This is a genomic window from Flavobacterium salmonis (assembly GCF_903819435.1).
Classification (GTDB): Bacteria; Bacteroidota; Bacteroidia; order Flavobacteriales; family Flavobacteriaceae; genus Flavobacterium; species Flavobacterium chungangense.
Map to the genome: position 1 here is coordinate 49,984 of NZ_CAIJDP010000068.1, position 18,887 is coordinate 68,870.

The 18,887-nt window shown below is 33.5% G+C and carries 17 protein-coding genes and 1 tRNA gene; 8 read left to right on the forward strand and 10 right to left on the reverse strand.

Translation table 11 applies throughout. The features are described from left to right. Positions 1-17: 17 nt before the first annotated feature. From FLACHUCJ7_RS10350 to FLACHUCJ7_RS25330, 3 genes are all read right to left on the reverse strand, one after another. Entirely contained in the window at positions 18-560 is a 543-nt protein-coding gene (locus tag FLACHUCJ7_RS10350; protein ID WP_180908854.1) for an RNA polymerase sigma factor, read from the reverse strand. A gap of 68 nt (positions 561-628) precedes the next feature. After that, entirely contained in the window at positions 629-1,765 is a 1,137-nt protein-coding gene (locus FLACHUCJ7_RS10355) for an SRPBCC family protein (protein ID WP_180908855.1), read from the reverse strand. A 171-nt stretch (positions 1,766-1,936) separates the two neighbouring features. Further along, positions 1,937-2,125, reverse strand: a complete 189-nt coding sequence (locus FLACHUCJ7_RS25330; RefSeq protein WP_031457176.1) for a hypothetical protein — start codon at positions 2,123-2,125, stop codon at positions 1,937-1,939. A gap of 80 nt (positions 2,126-2,205) precedes the next feature. On the opposite strand from FLACHUCJ7_RS25330, the gene FLACHUCJ7_RS10360 reads away from it, so the two are divergent. Further along, on the forward strand, positions 2,206-2,586 hold the full coding sequence (locus tag FLACHUCJ7_RS10360) for a pyrophosphohydrolase domain-containing protein (RefSeq protein ID WP_180908856.1): 381 nt from the start codon (positions 2,206-2,208) through the stop codon (positions 2,584-2,586). A gap of 63 nt (positions 2,587-2,649) precedes the next feature. On the opposite strand, the gene FLACHUCJ7_RS10365 is transcribed toward FLACHUCJ7_RS10360, so the two are convergent. The 3 genes from FLACHUCJ7_RS10365 to FLACHUCJ7_RS10375 all read right to left on the reverse strand — a co-directional run bounded on the left by FLACHUCJ7_RS10365 (position 2,650) and on the right by FLACHUCJ7_RS10375 (position 4,807). After that, a complete protein-coding gene (locus FLACHUCJ7_RS10365; RefSeq protein ID WP_180908857.1) occupies positions 2,650-3,003 on the reverse strand; it encodes a DUF4406 domain-containing protein in 354 nt (117 codons plus the stop codon). Positions 3,004-3,074: 71 nt separating this feature from the next. Next, positions 3,075-3,650, reverse strand: coding sequence for a Crp/Fnr family transcriptional regulator (locus FLACHUCJ7_RS10370; protein WP_219634080.1), 576 nt, complete (start codon positions 3,648-3,650; stop codon positions 3,075-3,077). Between the two features lie 86 nt (positions 3,651-3,736). After that, positions 3,737-4,807: a branched-chain amino acid aminotransferase gene (locus tag FLACHUCJ7_RS10375; protein WP_180908858.1), complete on the reverse strand. Its 1,071-nt coding sequence runs from the start codon at positions 4,805-4,807 to the stop codon at positions 3,737-3,739. Positions 4,808-5,114: 307 nt separating this feature from the next. On the opposite strand from FLACHUCJ7_RS10375, the gene mnmD reads away from it, so the two are divergent. Beyond that, on the forward strand, positions 5,115-5,774 hold the full coding sequence (mnmD, locus tag FLACHUCJ7_RS10380; RefSeq protein ID WP_180908859.1) for a tRNA (5-methylaminomethyl-2-thiouridine)(34)-methyltransferase MnmD: 660 nt from the start codon (positions 5,115-5,117) through the stop codon (positions 5,772-5,774). Positions 5,775-5,946: 172 nt separating this feature from the next. Next, positions 5,947-6,144 (forward strand): hypothetical protein, encoded by a 198-nt coding sequence (locus tag FLACHUCJ7_RS10385; protein ID WP_031457182.1) that lies wholly within the window; start codon positions 5,947-5,949, stop codon positions 6,142-6,144. A 186-nt stretch (positions 6,145-6,330) separates the two neighbouring features. Here FLACHUCJ7_RS10385 and FLACHUCJ7_RS10390 read toward each other — a convergent pair. The 4 genes from FLACHUCJ7_RS10390 to FLACHUCJ7_RS10405 form a co-directional block, all read right to left on the reverse strand. Continuing rightward, positions 6,331-6,404: transfer RNA gene (locus tag FLACHUCJ7_RS10390), tRNA-His, on the reverse strand. An 87-nt stretch (positions 6,405-6,491) separates the two neighbouring features. Further along, a complete protein-coding gene (bshB1, locus tag FLACHUCJ7_RS10395; RefSeq protein ID WP_180908860.1) occupies positions 6,492-7,208 on the reverse strand; it encodes a bacillithiol biosynthesis deacetylase BshB1 in 717 nt (238 codons plus the stop codon). A gap of 139 nt (positions 7,209-7,347) precedes the next feature. Beyond that, positions 7,348-8,424, reverse strand: coding sequence for a chorismate-binding protein (locus FLACHUCJ7_RS10400; RefSeq protein ID WP_180908861.1), 1,077 nt, complete (start codon positions 8,422-8,424; stop codon positions 7,348-7,350). Between the two features lie 2 nt (positions 8,425-8,426). Beyond that, on the reverse strand, positions 8,427-8,858 hold the full coding sequence (locus FLACHUCJ7_RS10405; RefSeq protein ID WP_031457185.1) for a PaaI family thioesterase: 432 nt from the start codon (positions 8,856-8,858) through the stop codon (positions 8,427-8,429). 126 nt (positions 8,859-8,984) lie between these two features. On the opposite strand from FLACHUCJ7_RS10405, the gene FLACHUCJ7_RS10410 reads away from it, so the two are divergent. The 5 genes from FLACHUCJ7_RS10410 (at position 8,985) to purL (ending at position 18,868) form a co-directional block, all read left to right on the forward strand. Beyond that, the gene (locus tag FLACHUCJ7_RS10410; protein ID WP_180908862.1) at positions 8,985-10,496 is read left to right on the forward strand and encodes a hypothetical protein; all 1,512 of its coding nucleotides are present in this window, start codon (positions 8,985-8,987) and stop codon (positions 10,494-10,496) included. 10 nt (positions 10,497-10,506) lie between these two features. Next, positions 10,507-11,091 (forward strand): XAC2610-related protein, encoded by a 585-nt coding sequence (locus FLACHUCJ7_RS10415; protein WP_031457187.1) that lies wholly within the window; start codon positions 10,507-10,509, stop codon positions 11,089-11,091. Between the two features lie 181 nt (positions 11,092-11,272). Further along, positions 11,273-13,132, forward strand: coding sequence for an endonuclease (locus FLACHUCJ7_RS10420; protein ID WP_180908863.1), 1,860 nt, complete (start codon positions 11,273-11,275; stop codon positions 13,130-13,132). Between the two features lie 131 nt (positions 13,133-13,263). Then, the gene (locus FLACHUCJ7_RS10425; protein WP_180908864.1) at positions 13,264-15,114 is read left to right on the forward strand and encodes an endonuclease; all 1,851 of its coding nucleotides are present in this window, start codon (positions 13,264-13,266) and stop codon (positions 15,112-15,114) included. A 100-nt stretch (positions 15,115-15,214) separates the two neighbouring features. Continuing rightward, positions 15,215-18,868 (forward strand): phosphoribosylformylglycinamidine synthase, encoded by a 3,654-nt coding sequence (gene purL, locus FLACHUCJ7_RS10430; RefSeq protein ID WP_180908865.1) that lies wholly within the window; start codon positions 15,215-15,217, stop codon positions 18,866-18,868. Positions 18,869-18,887: the final 19 nt, after the last annotated feature.

Consider the following 18,887-nt stretch of genomic DNA (forward strand, 5'->3'; position numbering starts at 1 on the left):
GTTTTATAACAAAAGGTTTAATTTGATGTAACATATAACTCAATTTTTTTTACCGCATGATGATATGAGGCTTTCAATGCTCCTACTGAAGTGCCCAGGATTTCGGAGATTTCTTCATATTTCAATTCTTCGAAATACTTCATTTTAAAAACCAATTGTTGTTTTTCAGGTAATGTAACAATGGCTTTTTGAAGTTTTATCTGAATGTCATCCCCATCAAAATAACTATCGGCCTTTAAATTATCTATGGTTTTATTCTGTAAAGCTTCGGATGTTAAACCATTCAATTTTGCTTTCTGACTCAAAAAAGTCAAGGCTTCATTGGTTGCTATTCGATACATCCAGGAAAAAAGTTTGCTTTCGCCCTTAAAATTTTTCAGATACTGAAATACTTTTACAAAGGTATTCTGCAAAACATCATCGGCATCATCATGATTCAAAACAATATTCCGAATATGAGAATACAACGGTTTTTGATATTCTGACAAGAGTTTCTGAAACGCAACATTCTGCGTTTTAGGATTTAATAATTGTGCTATAAATTCCTTCTCTTCTGTCAAGTTTTTTTTTATTTATCTTGTTTGAATGAATTTATCACAAAAGGTTTAATCTCTCCTTTTATTTTTTTTTAAAATTCAGATTCTTCTTCCGGAGTTGTTTTAGCAGGAGGCGTTTCGGCAGGTTTTTTAGCAACCGGTTCAGACGCAGCAGGTTTGTATACCGGAGTTACAGCAGCCGGAATGACCTTAGGAATAACTGGGTAGTAAATTTCTGTTACTAATCTTGATGAACTTTTAACATCCAATTTCCCTGCTGTTAAGATTTCAAGATGTGACCAGCTTAAATCAGGAGTTATTTTTTCCTTATTAATAAAAGCTGTTGTTTTGGCAATAGCTTCATTTGCATGAGAGTAATCTCCTTTTAAAGTAGTTTTCACAGCCACAAAACTGTTCAATTTACCAGATAAGATATCACTTCCTGCACTTGTGAAAATTTCTTTGTTTATTGGCAAACAAATCGAAATTTTTGCCAAATTGGTATTTGTATCATAAGTATGATAAATAATAAAAGGCTTTCCGTTTGTATATAAATTATTAGTTTTACTAAACTCTATCAGTTTCGGGATAACAATTCTGGCATTTTTATTTACTTTTTGAATCTCACTTGTAAAAGTCTGCTTAATATAAAAACTCTCTGTTTTTTTAACAACCCCATTTACTTTTATAGCATACGTTTTAGTTTCGTAATCCAGATTCTTATCAATATTGACAAGGGTTTTTTCATACATTGTCCCTATTACTTTATCAGAACCACCATTCAAAACAGTATAAATTTTAAAAAGAAAGCTCATTTCTCCTTTAGCTTTCCAGGTAACTTTTGTTTTTCCGTTAAGAGTGTCTTTAAAAATCCAATAAACATCAGCATCTGTCCCGTCAAAATTCATTTTTTGATGAATACTTTCCCCGTCTTTAGCCTGTAGTGTTATACCGCTCCCTTGTGCTTCACTGCCTTCCCATGAAAATAAAGCTCCATTTCCTGTTGTCTTTCCCGGAAAAGACATTTTTATTGTTGGATCTTCAATTGCCCAAGATTCAAAATCTTCAAAATTTCTAAAATCATTTACATAATTATATACAGTTGCTCTTGGCGAATTAATAACTTTGCTTCGCTCAACACTAAAAATGCCTTTTTGAGTAGCCACAAAAACACTTAAAGCAACAAAACTTAATAACAGTAAAAGAAACAGATATTTTAGGATTTTCATGTGTAGGTTGTTTGGTGTCGTAAAGTTATAAATTTATTAATAGTGTTACGAATTACAAAAAATAAAAACAGTTTTCTTAATTATATTTTCTTCAAAAACACATATAACAAAACTATTTTAAAATATTTAAAGTATACTTCAGGTTTTTAAATATAGAAATAGTTTTCAAATTTATCTCTTAAAAAAGAATTTGATTAAAAACAGAATCAGAATAAAAAGCAGAAAACCAATTAATACTTTATAATTTCCCTTATAAAATATCTTGTGTAAAGCAAGATCTTTTCGGTAAGCGAAAATCATTACGATAACAAATGTGATAAAAAAACAGACTGCGAATATTAATTGTCCCTGACTAAACATAATTGAAATTATTTTTGACAAATTTAGAGAATTGTATACGAATAGTTGCTAATTTGGCAGTCCATTTAATCAATAAAAAAATGAAGAAACAAATAGATGCTGTAAAAGAATTCCACACTGCTTTTAAAATAGGTCATAGTGAAACTCCCATTGCAGATTTAGGCGAAACAAAAAAACACCTTCGCTATAATTTAATGAAAGAAGAAAATGAAGAATATCTTGAGGCGGTACAAAATAACGATTTAATTGAAATCGCTGACGCCCTTGGAGATATGATGTATATATTATGCGGAACAATTATCGAACATGGCTTACATGACAAAATTGAAGCCGTTTTTGATGAAATTCAGCGTAGCAATATGAGTAAATTAGGCCAGGACGGAAAACCTATTTATCGCGAAGACGGAAAAGTTATGAAAGGTCCCAATTATTTTAAACCGGACTTTTCAAAATTACTTTAAAATATTAATCCCTAATACGTTTTTAAAACTTACTAGGGATTTTCTAATTTTAAAATCTAATTATTATACTTCAGGAACATCCTCCAGACGATAATAAATCTTCAATTCTTTTTCTTTAGCAATTTTTACATCGTTATCTGCCCCTTTTGATTCTCCTTCAAGACGAAGAACAGCGTCGCATTTTTCAAGAAGCCGATGTGCAACAGGATATTGGATTTCGTCCCAGACGCTGTCACCAATTGCTTTAGATCCGGCTAAATGAAGTAGCGGCAAAGCTAACCATTCGCCAATTACAGGCAAATGCCCCATTCTGAATAACGGAAGGGCTACAGCTTCTAATTTTTCTAAATTTTGTTGAATCAATTTGGGATCGTCATTTGTCCCGCCACGATAAGGGCCAGCGATAAGTATTAACATATTTTCTATATTTTTTTTCACAAAGCACGTGAACATATTACAGCAAAAAAATAATGTAGTTTAAGAAAACCCTATTTCTTTTTATTTGCTTTAATCATACTTAAAAACTCAGGCGTAATTCCCAAGTATGATGCTATTTGTTTTTGTGTAACTTGTTTTACCACTTGCGGATATTTTTCTAAAAAAATATAATACAGTTGTTCTGCCGTGAGAGAAAGATTTTGAATAACCCTTAACTGTTCTCTTATGTAAGCATTTTGCATAATAATCCTGAAAAACCGCTCAAATTTTGGAATTTTAAGATACAAGTCATCTAAATCATCTTTTTGCAAATGTAACATATAGCTCTCTTCAATTGTTTCAATATTCAATATTGCAGGTTGTTGGTTTATGAAACAAGCCATGTCTGTAATCCACCAGCCAGAAACAGCAAACATGATAGTTGATTCTTTTCCTTGCTGATCTCTGTAAAATGCTCTTAAAGTTCCTGATTGTACAAAATTTATTGTTTTACAAATATCTCCTTCTTTTAAAATAATAGTTTTTTTTGGATACTTCATTTCTTTTAAAATCGAAAGAAAATAAGCTGTTTCATTTTCGTCAAGCGAAATGTGTTTGGCTATATTTTTTAAAACCAGATCCTCCATAATCTAAATATTGTTAAAAAAAAATATAAAATAGAAAACCCGACAACTGTTAAGTCATCGGGTTTGTTTTTATATAAATCTTTTGATTATTGAACTTTTACAGTCCATCCAAAAGTATCCTCAGCAAGTTTGTTTTGAAGATTTGTTAGTTTTTCTTTTAGCAGAGAAGCATATGAATTCTCAATTGGAGCCATTTCATAATAAACATCCTGATAAGAAAATCCTTTGATAACACTTACAACGGCTGCTGTTCCTGCTCCAAAAATTTCTTTTAAAGATCCGTTTTTAGCAGCTTCTACCAATTCTGAAACAATAACAGGACGAACTTCTACATTCAGACCTTCTTTTTCAGCAATGGCAATTAAACTTTTTCTGGTGATACCATCTAAAATTCTTTCACTAGTTGGAGCTGTCAATAAAGTATCATTGATTCTAAAGAAAACGTTCATTGTTCCGGCTTCTTCGAGTTTAGTATGCGTTGCATCATCAGTCCAGATTACCTGCTGGAAACCTTCTTTATTAGCCAGGTTTGTTGGGTAAAACTGTGCAGCATAATTTCCTGCCGCTTTTGCAGCTCCAATTCCACCATTAGCAGCTCTACTGTAATGCTCGGCAATAATAACTTTTACTTCACCAGCATAATACGATTGTGCAGGAGAAAGTAAAATCATGAATTTATATTCATCTGAAGGATTTGCAACAACTCCGGGACCTGTAGCAATCATAAACGGACGAATATACATACTGCTTCCGTTTCCTCTTTGAATCCAGTCTTTATCAATTTTTAATAATTCATTCAAACCATCCATAAAAACTGATTCAGGAACTTCCGGCATTGCCATACGAACTGCAGAGTTATTAAAACGCTTGTAGTTTTCATCCGGTCTGAACAACCAAACATCATTATTATCATCCTTGTAAGCTTTCATTCCTTCAAAAATTGCCTGACCATAATGAAAGACTTTAGAAGACGGATCCATTAAAATTGGAGCATAAGGCTTAATGACCGGTGTTTGCCACTCTCCATTTTTAAAATCACATTCGAATAAATGGTCTGTAAATACAGCACCAAAGCTTAAGTTTTCAAAGTCTACACTGCTAATTTTAGAAGAAGTGGCTTTTCTGATTTCAATTTTGCTTGTTTGAGATGTACTCATAATAATGTAAGTTTTACGTAATTTTCATCACAAAAGAAGAATCTTAAAGTGATAATTTGATATAAAATAGAATTTATTGAATGCAAAATTAAGTAAAAATATATAAATTACTTGCCAAAAAACCATTAATTACCTCATTTAACTGCGATTTATTTATCTTACAATAAACTTAAAATTTTAACTGTTTTTTATATGGATTTTATGAAAAAACCTTGATTTTTTAAGGCTTTACGCATTTGTTTTGATTAAATTTGACTTATTCTAAATATTAGAAAGTATCTAAATCGCATTGTAAAGTTCAAAATTAATGGAAAGAGAAATTATAAAAACGCTAGATGGCTCAACTACAATTCATTTAAAAGAATGGGATGAATGTTATCATTCAAAACACGGCGCAATTCAGGAAGCAAAACATGTATTCATAAAAAATGGGCTTTCACTTTTTGAAGATAAACCCGTGAATATTCTCGAAATTGGTTTTGGAACTGGACTAAATGCTTTTATAACTTTTTTGGAAGCAAATCAAAAAAATCAAATCATTGATTATACAGGTGTAGAAGCTTATCCTGTCAATGCCGACGAAGTTTTATCTATGAATTATGTATCTGAGCTTGAAGCGAATCAATTTGAAGAAATTTTCAAGAAAATGCACGAATGCGATTGGAATCAAAAAAATGAAATTAGTCCTAATTATTCATTAACCAAAAGAAAACAATTTTTTGATGAAATAGATGATTTTGAAATTTTTGATTTGATTTACTTTGATGCCTTTGGATACAGAGTACAACCTGAGCTTTGGAGTACCGAAATTTTTCAGAAAATGTACAATAGCTTAAAAACAAATGGTGTTTTAGTAACTTATGCCGCCAGAGGAGTCGTTAAAAGGAGTATGATTGAAGTTGGATTTACCGTTGAAAAATTAGCTGGCCCACCTGGAAAAAGAGAAATGTTCAGAGCTGTAAAATAATTCACACAACATTATTTAGAATAAATCTATATTGATTTATATATATTAAGAAAACGTATTCGTTACCAATATTTTAAAAAAAATAAGTTAAAAAGCTATTTTATATGCGATATTTGATTAAATTTGGTTCGAGTTCAAAAATAGAGATAACCCCCCAAAATCTTATTTTATTATGTCAAAAATGATGTTTGATTACACGAAATCTATACTCGAGAGAGTAAGTTTCGACCCGGTACTTTTTTGTAAAGAATTAGAAAAAGCTATCAAAACACTGTTACCTTACGAAATGGAACAATTGCAAGAATGGTTATTAAACTTCATCGTCGAAAAACCAGAATTAAAAGAATGTTTACTATTAGTTAAAGTATAAAAAATGAGAGACTGTCTAAAAATGACAGTCTTTTTTTTTTGCAGTACTGTTTTGGCTTCATCTTTAAACTAATCTCAATATATTTTGAGAGAGGAGTTGTTTTCTTAAAAATAAAAATCAGCAACTATCTGTAAATTTAAGTTCACAAAAAAAGCCTTGAATTACTTCAAGGCTTTTAAATTTCTGGGTGGCTGACCGGGTTCGAACCGGCGACCCGCGGCACCACAAACCGCTACTCTAACCAACTGAGCTACAACCACCATTTACTTAAGCTTTCGCTTAGCGGTTGCAAATATATGACAAAGGTTTACTTCTACAAAGAAAAAATTAAAAAAAATCTATCTTTTTTATATCAAATCTCCTAAGCTATTGACAGCCAAACACCTTTCTACAGTAAAACCTTCTGCAAAATCTTTACCAACCAGCCTTCCCAGGTCCTGTGCTCTGTAATTTAGGCTTTCCAGAAAATTTTTGCTTGTGATTGGCGTAGCAGGTTCTTTAGAATCTGGATCATAAAATTGCGTTTTGTAAGCCAGAATTGCCTCTATTTTCTTTTCTTCAAAACCAGTAATATCTACAACAAAATCAGGTACCAGATTTTTCCATTGTATATAATGATACACTACTTTAGGTCTCCAGGCTTCCTGTTTTTCTCCATCCATTAAAGTTTCAATTTTTACCAGGCCCGATAAAAAACAAGCGTCTGACACCAATTTACTTCCTTTTCCGTGATCAATGTGGCGATCATCAATAGCATTACACAAAACGATTTCAGGCTTATATTTCCGAATCATTTTTATGACCTCTAATTGATGTTTTTCATCATTAGCAAAAAAAGCATCACGCATAGCTAAGTTTTCACGTACAACCACTCCTAAAATTTTTGCAGCATCTTTTGCTTCCTGATCTCTTGTTTCTGCTGTTCCACGCGTTCCTAATTCTCCACGTGTCAAATCAACAATACCTACTTTTTTACCAAGCGATACTTCTTTTAAGATTGTTCCGGCACAACCCAATTCTACATCATCCGGATGCGCACCAAAGGCTAATATATCTAATTTCATAATTTATCAAATTCAATGGCAAAAATCAATGACAATGGCAATGAGAATTTCAAAAATCAATTCAATCTCAATTTTGAAAACCACAATTGATTTTAACAACATTCTTAATTCTTAATTCTTAATTCTTAATTCTTAATTCTTAATTCTTAATTCTTAAAACCCTTTTCATTGTCATCGATTTGTTGACACTTTCCTCCCACTCCTTTTCTGGAATACTTTCTTTTGTAATTCCACAGCCCATGTACAAAACGGCTTTGTTTTTCTGTATTTGCATGCTTCGTAAATTTACAAATAAATCAGAACTTATATCATTTCCTGCAAAACTGCTATTTAATTCTCCTAGAAAGCCTGTATAAAAAGTTCTGTCATAATTTTCATTTTCCAAAATAAATACTTTGGCTTTTTTCTTTGGCAAACCACAAACTGCCGGAGTTGGATGAAGTGTATCGATTACTTCTTCTAAAGTTGATTTTTTATTTAAAACTCCGGAAATATCCGTTTTAATATGCCAGATTGATCCCGCTTTAATACTATAAGGTTCTGTAACCATCACTGAATTTGCAACTTCCCTCAATCGCTTTATAATAAAATCAGTTACATATTGTTGTTCCTCTTTTTCTTTTTGCTCCCAACGAATTTCAGTTTCAGAATTTGCTTTTTGAGTCCCGGCCAAAGCTGTTGTTTCAAAAATATTTCCGTTCGCTTTTAGCAATTGTTCGGGCGTTGCTCCCATCCAGAATCCAATTTTCGGATGAAAAAAACAATAGCAAAAAGTAGTCGGGTATAACTGAACCAAATGCTGGAACGTTGCTACAAAATCAAATTCAATTACCTCTACAGTTTCACTTCTGGATAAAACTACTTTTTTAAATTCATCATTTTTAATGGCTTCAATTCCTTTTGAAACTAAATCCTGATATAGTTTTTTCGCTTCATGATTCAAATTCAGATCATCAGCTTCAATCGATTCAAATGCTGTTATTTCTTTATCAATACTAATAATTTCCGATTCATTTTCCGGAATTAAAATCAGTTGTTTTTCATCAAAAGAAACAAAAACAAATCCTTTCTCACTATAATCTGAAACTTTATACAAAATATCATTTTGCTGTAAAATCCCAATAAGAGTTGAGCTATTTGGTTTTGAATAAAGTACAAAAGGTAAATTTTGATTGTGATGATGTTTTATTTTGGAAAAAAAAATATTCGTATTCATTACTATTCTGCTTTCTTTTTATCCAAAACCATATTCGTCAGTTTGCAAAGCGAAATCAGGTTTCCGGCTTCATCGGTAATTTTAATTTCCCAAAGATGAAGACTTCTTCCTTTATGAATAATGCGGGCTGTACCAAAAACAACTCCCTCACGGATACTTTTTAAGTGATTTGCCGAAATTTCTATTCCACGTACTTCCTGTTCTTTTGCGTTGATAAAAAAATGTGATGCTGCACTGCCTACACTTTCTGCCAGAGCTACCGAAGCACCTCCATGCAAAAGCCCCATTGGCTGATGAACTGAAGGATTTACGGGCATTTTGGCAACTAAAAAATCTTCTCCGGCATCTATATATTCTATTTTTAGCGTTTCCATTAATGTGTTTTTCGAAAACTCATTGCAATACGCTATAATTTGTTCTTTTGTATAATTCATTAAAATCAGCTTTAAAATCGTAAAATTAAAGAAAAGAAAAGATACAAATCAGAAAAAGCAATTCTAAAATTTAAAATCCGCTTTCAACCTATAAGATTTTTGTTATTTTTACAAAAAACAATTCAAATGCGTCATTATTTTGTTCTCTTCATTTTCGGAATACTTTTAGCTGCCAGTTCATGCCGAACTGATTTTGATACCGTTGCCAGTACCGGAGATTTAAAATTTTCAAAAGACACCGTTTATTTAGATACTGTTTTTAAAAATATTGGTTCCAGCACCTACAACCTAAAAGTATATAACCGAAGTAAAGAAGACATTAATATCCCAACCATTCAACTCAAAAACGGATTAAACTCAAAATACAGAATGACTGTTGACGGGATGAACGGAAATAATGGTAAAATATTCAACAACATCACCCTATTGGCAAAAGACAGCTTATATATTTTTGTTGAAACTACTGCAGACATTACCGATACTAATCCAACTGACTTTTTATATACCGATGAAATCCAGTTTGACAGTGGCTCAAATCTTCAAAAAGTAGCTTTGGTAACTCTGATTCAGGATGCCGTATTTTTATATCCAAAACAAAATCCTGACGGAAGCAAAGAAAAAATTCAAATTGAAGGTAAAGATGTTGATGGATTTTTTCTTGACGAAAATGATGAAACAAACGGAAACGAATTACTTTTTACCAAACAAAAACCTTACGTGATTTACGGATATGCAGGAGTTCCAGAAAACAAAACGGTAACTTTTGAAGCTGGGGCAAGAATTCATTTTCATGCCAATTCAGGTCTTTTTGTTGACAAAAATGCTTCCCTGCAAATCAACGGAAACATTTCATCAACCTCTAAACTGGAAAATGAAGTGATTTTTGAAGGAGATCGGTTAGAGCCTGAATTCTCTGACATTCCCGGGCAATGGAATTCGATTATTTTCGCTAATGAAAGTACAAATCATGTTATCAATCATCTCACTTTAAAGAATGCCAAAATTGGTCTGGATATAAGAAATCAGGATCCTACCGCTTTTCAAATTACGAACACACAAATTTACAATTGTTCCAATTATGGAATTCTGGCCCAAAATGCTAAAATTAACGGAGAAAATATCGTTATCAATTATGCCGGTTTAGCAGCTTTATCATGCGTTTACGGAGGTGATTATAAATTTACGCATTGTACATTTAACAACACTTGGTCGGGCGGACAACAATTTGCAGTTAATTTGAGCAACAAACTGGCGGGAGCAACACCCGAAACAAATCCGCTAACTCAGGCTACTTTTAATAATTGCATCATTTATGGTTCGAATAACAACGAATTCAATTTAGACAAAAATAGTAATAGTGCTTTTGTTTACCAGTTAAATAATTGTTTACTGAAATTCGGCAGCACATCAAATCCCGACTATCAATTCGGCACAGATACAGCACATTATAACGCCATTATTTTAAACGAAAACCCGAAGTTTTTTAATGTCAACCTGAATAAACTTAACATTGACAAAACTTCTGCTGCTTTCGCGAAAGGGAATCAGGCATATAGCATTCCGTTGGATATTATTGGAAACACAAGAACTTCACCGCCGGATTTAGGTGCTTATCAAAATAAAGATTTTCCGAAGTAGTTTGAGATTTATGAAATTAACTTTTGCACTAATCATTTTCAATGTATTTTTTATTAATGCATTTGCTCAGAATACAAAAACAATTAAATGTGATTCTATTTATAAAAACAAAGGAATTACAATAAAACTAAAGAATTTTGACACCGAAACAGATGGCTACAACGATGAAAAAAACTCAATTTTAATTATCAGCCAAAAGATAAATAATAAATCTTCTGTTTTAGTAAAAGATTCGATTTTTAGCAGTGCTCAAAAAATCGAATTCCAAGATTTCAATTATGACGGAATAAAAGATATTTTGATTCAGAATATTTCTGATGTAAGAAGCAATTGGACCTATAATTTGTATCTCTACAATTCTAAAACAAGCGATTTTATAAAAATCATTGGTTTTGAAGAAATCAAAAACCCGACATACAATGTAAAATATAATATTGTAGAAAGTTATGCTACATCGGGTCAAGATTGGGTTTCCTTTTACAAAATAAAAAAGAACCGCATTTACGATTATGGCATCACAATAGTTGATGATCACGGAAAGAATTTTGAAAAAGAATACCAGAAAGCCATAAAAAAGATTTCAGCAAAAAAGTAAACCTCACACCTTCATTTTTTACAGCTAAAAAAATGATCGTAAGAAAATATACCCAAAATTAAACATCGCTTAACACTGTGTATTCATAAAAATAGTAAATTTGGCAAATTAAAACTTTAACAACCAATATATTAAAGAATTAATTTTAATCATTACCCAAATTAACCTTAAACTTTTTTTTATGAAAAAACTCTACTCAGTTTCATTATTACTATGCGTTACATTCGGTTTTGCTCAAATCCCTTCAGGTTATTACAACACTGCAACGGGAACCGGATATACTTTGAAAACACAATTGTACAACATTATTAAAGGTCATACCAACAATGGTTATGCTGGACTTTATACGACTTATTTAACTTCTGACGTCGATAATTTTTACGAAAACGACGGAACAATTTTAGATATGTATTCTGAAAATCCATCAGGCACAGATCCTTACAATTACACTAACGGAACAACACAACGATGTGGCAGTTATTCTGTTGAAGGTGATTGTTACAACAGAGAGCATATTATTCCGCAATCGGTTTTTAATGAAGCATCACCAATGGTTGCCGATGCGCATTTTATTACACCAACTGACGGAAAAGTAAACGGGATTCGTTCTAATTATCCACACGGAACTGTAAATTCAGCTACTTATACCTCTCAAAACGGAAGCAAATTAGGATCAAGTTCTGTATCCGGTTATTCAGGAACTGTTTTTGAACCCGTAAACACTTTTAAAGGCGATATTGCCAGAATGTATTTTTATTTTGCGACACGATATGAAAACACAGTCACAGGTTATTCCTTTCCAATGTTTGACGGTTCAAGCAATAAAGTATTTACAACTGCTTTTTTAAATGTTCTTTTAGCCTGGCACACGCAGGATCCTGTGAGCGCAAGAGAAATTGCCAGAAACAATGCTATTTATGCACGTCAGAACAACAGAAACCCATTTATCGACCATCCGGAATATGTAAACCAAATTTGGGGAGGAACTGCTCCTTCCGGAGACACTCAGGCACCAACTGCCCCGGCGAGTTTGGCTTCGACTTCAAAAACTTCGACTACTATTTCACTTTCGTGGAATGCCTCTACAGATAATGTTGCCGTTACAGGTTATGATGTTTATGCAAACAGCATTTTAAAAACCACGGTTTCTGGAACAACAGCTACAATTACTGGTTTAACAGCTTCTACAAGTTATTCTATTTATATAAAAGCAAAAGATTCTGCAGGAAATGCTTCTGCATCAAGTAGTACGATTGCCGTTACAACAAACAGCAGCGACACTGGCGGAACAGCAACAGATTTGCTTTTCTCTGAATACATTGAAGGTTCCGGAAATAACAAAGCTTTAGAAATTGCCAACAATACAGGAAGTTCCGTAAGCTTATCTGCTTATACTATCAAAAAACAAACGAATGGTGCAGGTTCCTGGAGTACTGGCTTAGCTTTAAGCGGAACTTTAGCAACCGGAAGCAAATTTGTAATTGTAAACAGTTCTATTTCTTCAAGTTGTTTTTCTGTCAGCTCGGCTAATATTTCAACAACAGCTACTGAATTGACTTTTAATGGAAATGATGCTGTTGGTTTATTCAAAAATGGTACTTTAATTGACATCATCGGAACTTTTAGCGGAGGAACAGCCAATTTTGCTATAGATGTAACTTTGAGAAGAAAATCGACTGTTACTTCACCAAGCACTACTTTTAATTTGAGTTCACAATGGGATTCGTATACAACAGATACCTGTAATAACTTAACCAGTAAAAAAGTATTAATTGCTGAAAATGAAGACGAGGAAATTGTTTCAGATTCAGATAACATTATAATTTACCCAAACCCTTCTAACGGAAATTTCAACATTGTTTTAGATAATTCTGCTGCTACCTATTCAGTAGAGATTCTTTCTATCACTGGTTTAAAAGTATTTGAAAAATCCGACTTAACAGATGCTGTAATTTCAATAGATCATCTTTCGAAAGGGACTTATATTATAAAAATTACAAAAGACTCAAAAACAATTAATAAAAAGATCATAATCAAATAATTAGATCTTAATTTCAAAAAAAATATAACAAAAAATATTTTTATTAAAGTTTTCATAACTTATATGTAGATTTGGTAGACTAATTTTGAATCCTAGTATACATTTTATTACAGTAAACAAACCAATATTTTATGAGGAAATTTTACATTCTGTTCTTTACGCTTTATGCTGTTTTTTGTTCAGCCCAGGCACCAGCCAATTATTATTCTACAGCTACAGGAACAGGTTACACCCTAAAAACCCAATTGTACAATATCATTAAAGACCACACAGATAACGGTTATTCAGGCTTATATGTTACTTATCAGACATCTGATATTGATAATTTTTATGAAAATGACGGATCAATACTAGATATGTATTCTGAAAATCCTAACGGAAATGATCCTTATATTTACAGTGCAGGTGCCACACAAAGATGCGGATCAGCCGGATATTCAAATGAAGGAGACTGCTACAACAGAGAACACATTATTCCACAATCTGTATTTGATGAAAAAGCACCGATGGTTTCTGATGCTCATTTTATAACTCCAACTGACGGAAAAGTAAACGGAGTCCGCTCTAATTATCCACATTCGGTTGTAGGAACACCAACTGAGACAAGTTTAAACGGAAGCAAATTAGGAGCAAGTACAACTGCAGGTTATTCGGGACTCGTTTTTGAACCAATAGATGAATTTAAAGGTGACATTGCCAGAATGTATTTTTATTTTGCAACACGTTACGAGAATACTGTTGCAGGTTATTCATATCCAATGTTTAATGGTAGTTCGAACAAAGTTTTTACTCCTGCATTTTTAAGTCAGCTTCTTGCCTGGCACAATCAGGATCCTGTAAGCGCACGTGAAATAGCACGTAATAATGCTATTTATGCAAGACAAAATAATCGTAATCCTTATATTGATCACCCCGAATATGTTGCTGCTGTCTGGACTACTGAAGCAGATGACACAACTGTCCCAACCGCTCCTTCAAATTTAACAGTAGTTTCAAGTACCTCTAACTCTGTTAATTTAACATGGTCAGCTGCGACAGATAACGTAGCTGTTACTGGATATGCTGTATATGTTAATTCGGTTTTTAAACAAAATGAAACTGGATTAAGTGCGACAATTACGGGACTTACCCCTTCTACCTCTTATAATTTTTATGTAGTTGCCAGAGATGCTTCTAATAACACATCAGTTCCAAGTTCAATTGTGAACGGAGTTACAGCAGCCTCAACCGGAGGAGGAAATACAGGCTCTGAAATTTTCTTTTCAGAATATATAGAAGGCAGCAGTAATAATAAGGTATTAGAAATCTCAAATTTCACCGGAGCTCAAATAGATTTATCTGTCTATTCAATTAAAAAACAATCAAATGGTGCCGGAGCATGGGGATCTGGATTAGCTCTAACAGGAACAATTAATGATGGTGCTTCTTATGTAATTGCTTATAATTTAGCAGCTACAAGCTGTTATAATATAGCTGATGCTAGCCTATCGAGCAACAGTACTGATCTTCAATACAATGGTAATGACCCGATTGGCTTATTTAAAAATAATGTCCTGATTGACATTATCGGAACTTTTAACGGAGGAGCTCCAAACTTTGCGATAGATGAAACATTAAGAAGAAAACCTACTGTAACAGGACCAAATACTATTTTTAACAAAAGTGGAGAATGGGATGTTTATTCTAAAGATACTTGTTCCGGACTTGGAAGTCATTCGGTAACATTATCAAATGAAGAATTTAATGCAGCTGAATTTTCAATTTATCCAAATCCGGTAACACACCAATTCACAATTAACTTTAAAGAGGATAGTGATGAATCTTTTTCAATAGCTATTTATTCTTTATTAGGTCAAAAGGTTTTTGAAAGACAAAATACTAACACTAAAATAGTTGAAGTTCAAAGTTTTTCAAAAGGGACTTATATTATAAAAATTACAAAAGACTCAAAAACACTGGCTAAAAAATTAATAATCAATTAATAAAAATCACGTGATACAGAATTAAAAAGCGACAAAATTGTCGCTTTTTTTTTTGAGTTGAATTGACTAAATTTGCACCTCAAAACAACAAACTACACAAATGATCCATTTCTTTGAAAACCAAAGCAAAACTGTTTTTGTCGTACAAACGCAAAACGAAATTTCAGCTCAAGACATTTCAAAATTAAACTGGCTTTTTGCCGACGCAAATAAGATAGAAAAATCTGCATTGACAGGATTTTTTGTTGGTCCGCGTGCTACAATGATCACTCCCTGGAGTACAAATGCTGTAGAAATCACTCAAAATATGGGTGTTCCGGGCATTATCAGAATTGAAGAATTTCATCCTGCAACGGAAAATTTTACTGATTTTGACCCAATGCTTTTTCAAAAATTCAATGAATTAGATCAGGAAATCTTCACTATCAACATTCAGCCGGAACCAATTCTGGAAATTGATGATATTGCTACTTACAATAAAGTAGAAGGTTTAGCTTTAAGCGAAGAAGAAGTAGAATATTTAAATAATCTTTCAACTAAACTAGAAAGAAAGTTAACTGACTCTGAGATTTTTGCTTTCTCACAGGCGAATTCAGAACACTGCCGTCACAAAATTTTCAACGGAACTTTTGTTATTGACGGTGAAGAAAAAGAGACTTCTCTTTTCAAATTAATCAAAAAAACATCTCAGGAAAATCCTAACGATATTGTGTCTGCTTACAAAGATAACGTTGCTTTTGTAAAAGGACCAAAAGTGCAGCAATTTGCACCAAAATCTGCTGATAAACCAGATTTTTATGAAGTAAAAGAATTTGATTCGGTTATCTCTTTAAAAGCCGAAACGCACAATTTCCCAACAACTGTAGAACCGTTTAATGGAGCTGCAACTGGATCTGGAGGAGAAATTCGTGACCGTTTAGCTGGTGGACAAGGTTCATTGCCATTAGCTGGAACTGCTGTTTATATGACTTCATATTCTCGTTTGAATGATGACAGAAAATGGGAAAATGCAGTTGAAGAAAGAAAATGGTTGTACCAAACACCAATGGATATTTTAATCAAAGCTTCAAACGGAGCTTCTGATTTCGGAAATAAATTTGGTCAGCCGTTAATTACAGGTTCGGTTTTAACTTTCGAACATTCAGAAAATGACCGTAAAATTGGTTACGATAAAGTAATCATGCAGGCGGGAGGAATTGGTTACGGAAAACTGGATCAATCAATTAAAAAGAAACCACAAGAGGGCGATAAAATCGTAATCTTAGGTGGAGAAAATTATAGAATCGGAATGGGTGGTGCTGCGGTTTCTTCTGCAGATACAGGAGCTTTTGGTTCAGGAATCGAATTAAATGCGATTCAGCGTTCAAACCCTGAAATGCAAAAACGTGCTGCAAATGCAATCCGCGGATTAGTAGAAAGCGACAATAATCCAATTGTTTCAATTCACGATCACGGTGCTGGTGGACACTTAAATTGTCTTTCTGAATTGGTGGAAGAAACGGGTGGTTTGATCGATTTGGATAAATTACCGGTTGGAGACCCTACTCTTTCTGCAAAAGAAATTATCGGTAACGAATCTCAGGAAAGAATGGGATTGGTTATTGGTCAAAAAGATATTGATACATTACAAAGAATTGCCGACAGAGAGCGTTCACCAATGTATCAGGTTGGAGATGTAACGGGAGATCACCGTTTTACTTTTCAGTCAAAATCAAATGGTTCAAAACCGATGGATTATGCTTTGGAAGATTTCTTTGGAAGTTCTCCAAAAACGGTTATGACAGATAAAACTATCGATAGAAAATATGCTGATGTTGCTTATTTAGCAAATGACTTCGAAAGTTATTTAAAAGACGTTTTACGTTTAGAAGCGGTTGCTTCAAAAGACTGGTTGACTAACAAAGTGGACCGTTGTGTTGGTGGAAAAGTAGCGAAGCAACAAAATGCAGGTCCTCTACAATTGCCTTTGAATAATGTTGGTGTTATGGCACTGGATTATTTAGGTAAGGAAGGAATTGCCACTTCTATTGGGCACGCTCCTATTGCTGCTTTGATTGATCCGGTTGCAGGATCTAGAAACGCAATTGCAGAATCTTTATCAAATATTATCTGGGCGCCAATTAAAGAGGGTTTAAAAGGAATTTCATTATCTGCCAACTGGATGTGGGCTTGTAAAAACGAAGGTGAAGACGCACGTTTGTATGCTGCTGTTGAAGGTTGTTCAGACTTTGCAATTGAATTGGGAATCAATATTCCGACAGGAAAAGATTCACTTTCGATGAAACAAAAATATCCAAACGACGAAGTAATCGCACCGGGAACGGTTATTATTTCGGCTGGAGGAAACTGTACCGATATTAGAAAAGTGGTGGAACCGGTTTTACAGAAAAACGGAGATTCAATTTATTATATCAATTTGTCTCAGGATGATTTCAAATTGGGAGGCTCTTCTTTTGCACAAATTAGAAACACAATCGGAAATGAAACGTCTACCATTAAAGACGCTTCTTTCTTCAAAAATGCTTTTAATACCATTCAGGAATTAATCGGCGAAAGCCAAATTTTAGCAGGACACGATATCGGAAGCGGTGGTTTAATCACTACTTTATTAGAATTGTGTTTTGCTGATGTGAATCTTGGAGCTAAAATTGATTTCAGCGCTTTCGCGGAAAAAGACTTATTGAAAATCCTTTTCGCAGAAAACATCGGAGTTGTTTTCCAGGCAAAATCAGATGCAGCTGTTGAAGCTAAATTAAAAGCAAACAATATAGAATTCTTCAAAATTGGTTCAGTTCAAGAAACTGCAGTTTTGGAATTTGGAATTTATAAATTGGATATTCCAACCTACAGAGATGTTTGGTTTGAAACTTCTTATTTATTAGATCAAAAACAATCTAAAAACGGAACTGCAAAAGCACGTTTTGAAAACTATAAAAATCAGGCTTTAAATTATACTTTCCCTGCACATTTTACTGGAAAAGCGCCTGTAATTGACGCTTCTAAACCAAGACCAAAAGCTGCTATTATCCGTGAAAAAGGAAGTAATTCTGAGCGTGAAATGGCAAATGCAATGTACTTGGCAGGTTTCGACGTAAAAGACGTTCACATGACGGATTTAATTTCGGGCCGTGAAACATTGGAAGATATTCAGTTTATCGGAGCAGTTGGAGGTTTCTCTAACTCTGATGTTCTAGGTTCTGCTAAAGGCTGGGCCGGAGCATTTTTATACAACGAAAAAGCAAAAACAGCTTTAGATAATTTCTTCAAAAGAGAAGATACTTTATCTGTTGGAATTTGTAACGGTTGCCAGTTGTTTATGGAATTAGAAGTGATCAATCCGGAGCATGAAGTTCACGGAAAAATGCACCATAACGAAAGTAACAAACACGAAAGTATCTTTACTTCTGTAAAAGTTCAGGAAAATAATTCGGTTATGTTATCGACATTGGCCGGAAGCACTTTAGGAGTTTGGGTTTCTCACGGAGAAGGTAAATTTAAATTACCTCTTGCCGAAGAAAACTACAACATTGTTTCTAAATATGCTTATGAAGGTTATCCGGCAAACCCGAACGGTTCTGATTACAACACCGCAATGCTATGTGACAAAACCGGAAGACATTTGGTGATGATGCCTCATATTGAGCGTTCGACTTTCCAATGGAACTGGGCGCATTATCCAAAAGACAGAAATGATGAGGTTTCACCTTGGCATGAAGCCTTTGTGAATGCAAGAAAATGGATTCAGAAAAACTAAATTTAGTTTTCATTATATA

Bases quoted from the DNA above. Each gene is read 5' to 3' on its own strand.
- FLACHUCJ7_RS10385 (WP_031457182.1), top strand. From the start codon at position 5,947: ATGTCAAAAATGATGTTTGATTACACGAAATCTATACTCGAGAGAGTA.
- FLACHUCJ7_RS25330 (WP_031457176.1), bottom strand. From the start codon at position 2,125: ATGTTTAGTCAGGGACAATTAATATTCGCAGTCTGTTTTTTTATCACA.
- FLACHUCJ7_RS10370 (WP_219634080.1), bottom strand. From the start codon at position 3,650: ATGGAGGATCTGGTTTTAAAAAATATAGCCAAACACATTTCGCTTGAC.
- FLACHUCJ7_RS10360 (WP_180908856.1), top strand. From the start codon at position 2,206: ATGAAGAAACAAATAGATGCTGTAAAAGAATTCCACACTGCTTTTAAA.
- FLACHUCJ7_RS10415 (WP_031457187.1), top strand. From the start codon at position 10,507: ATGAAATTAACTTTTGCACTAATCATTTTCAATGTATTTTTTATTAAT.
- FLACHUCJ7_RS10425 (WP_180908864.1), top strand. From the start codon at position 13,264: ATGAGGAAATTTTACATTCTGTTCTTTACGCTTTATGCTGTTTTTTGT.
- FLACHUCJ7_RS10410 (WP_180908862.1), top strand. From the start codon at position 8,985: ATGCGTCATTATTTTGTTCTCTTCATTTTCGGAATACTTTTAGCTGCC.
- bshB1 (WP_180908860.1), bottom strand. From the start codon at position 7,208: ATGAAATTAGATATATTAGCCTTTGGTGCGCATCCGGATGATGTAGAA.
- FLACHUCJ7_RS10400 (WP_180908861.1), bottom strand. From the start codon at position 8,424: ATGAATACGAATATTTTTTTTTCCAAAATAAAACATCATCACAATCAA.
- FLACHUCJ7_RS10405 (WP_031457185.1), bottom strand. From the start codon at position 8,858: ATGAATTATACAAAAGAACAAATTATAGCGTATTGCAATGAGTTTTCG.
- FLACHUCJ7_RS10420 (WP_180908863.1), top strand. From the start codon at position 11,273: ATGAAAAAACTCTACTCAGTTTCATTATTACTATGCGTTACATTCGGT.
- FLACHUCJ7_RS10365 (WP_180908857.1), bottom strand. From the start codon at position 3,003: ATGTTAATACTTATCGCTGGCCCTTATCGTGGCGGGACAAATGACGAT.
- mnmD (WP_180908859.1), top strand. From the start codon at position 5,115: ATGGAAAGAGAAATTATAAAAACGCTAGATGGCTCAACTACAATTCAT.
- purL (WP_180908865.1), top strand. From the start codon at position 15,215: ATGATCCATTTCTTTGAAAACCAAAGCAAAACTGTTTTTGTCGTACAA.
- FLACHUCJ7_RS10375 (WP_180908858.1), bottom strand. From the start codon at position 4,807: ATGAGTACATCTCAAACAAGCAAAATTGAAATCAGAAAAGCCACTTCT.
- FLACHUCJ7_RS10355 (WP_180908855.1), bottom strand. From the start codon at position 1,765: ATGAAAATCCTAAAATATCTGTTTCTTTTACTGTTATTAAGTTTTGTT.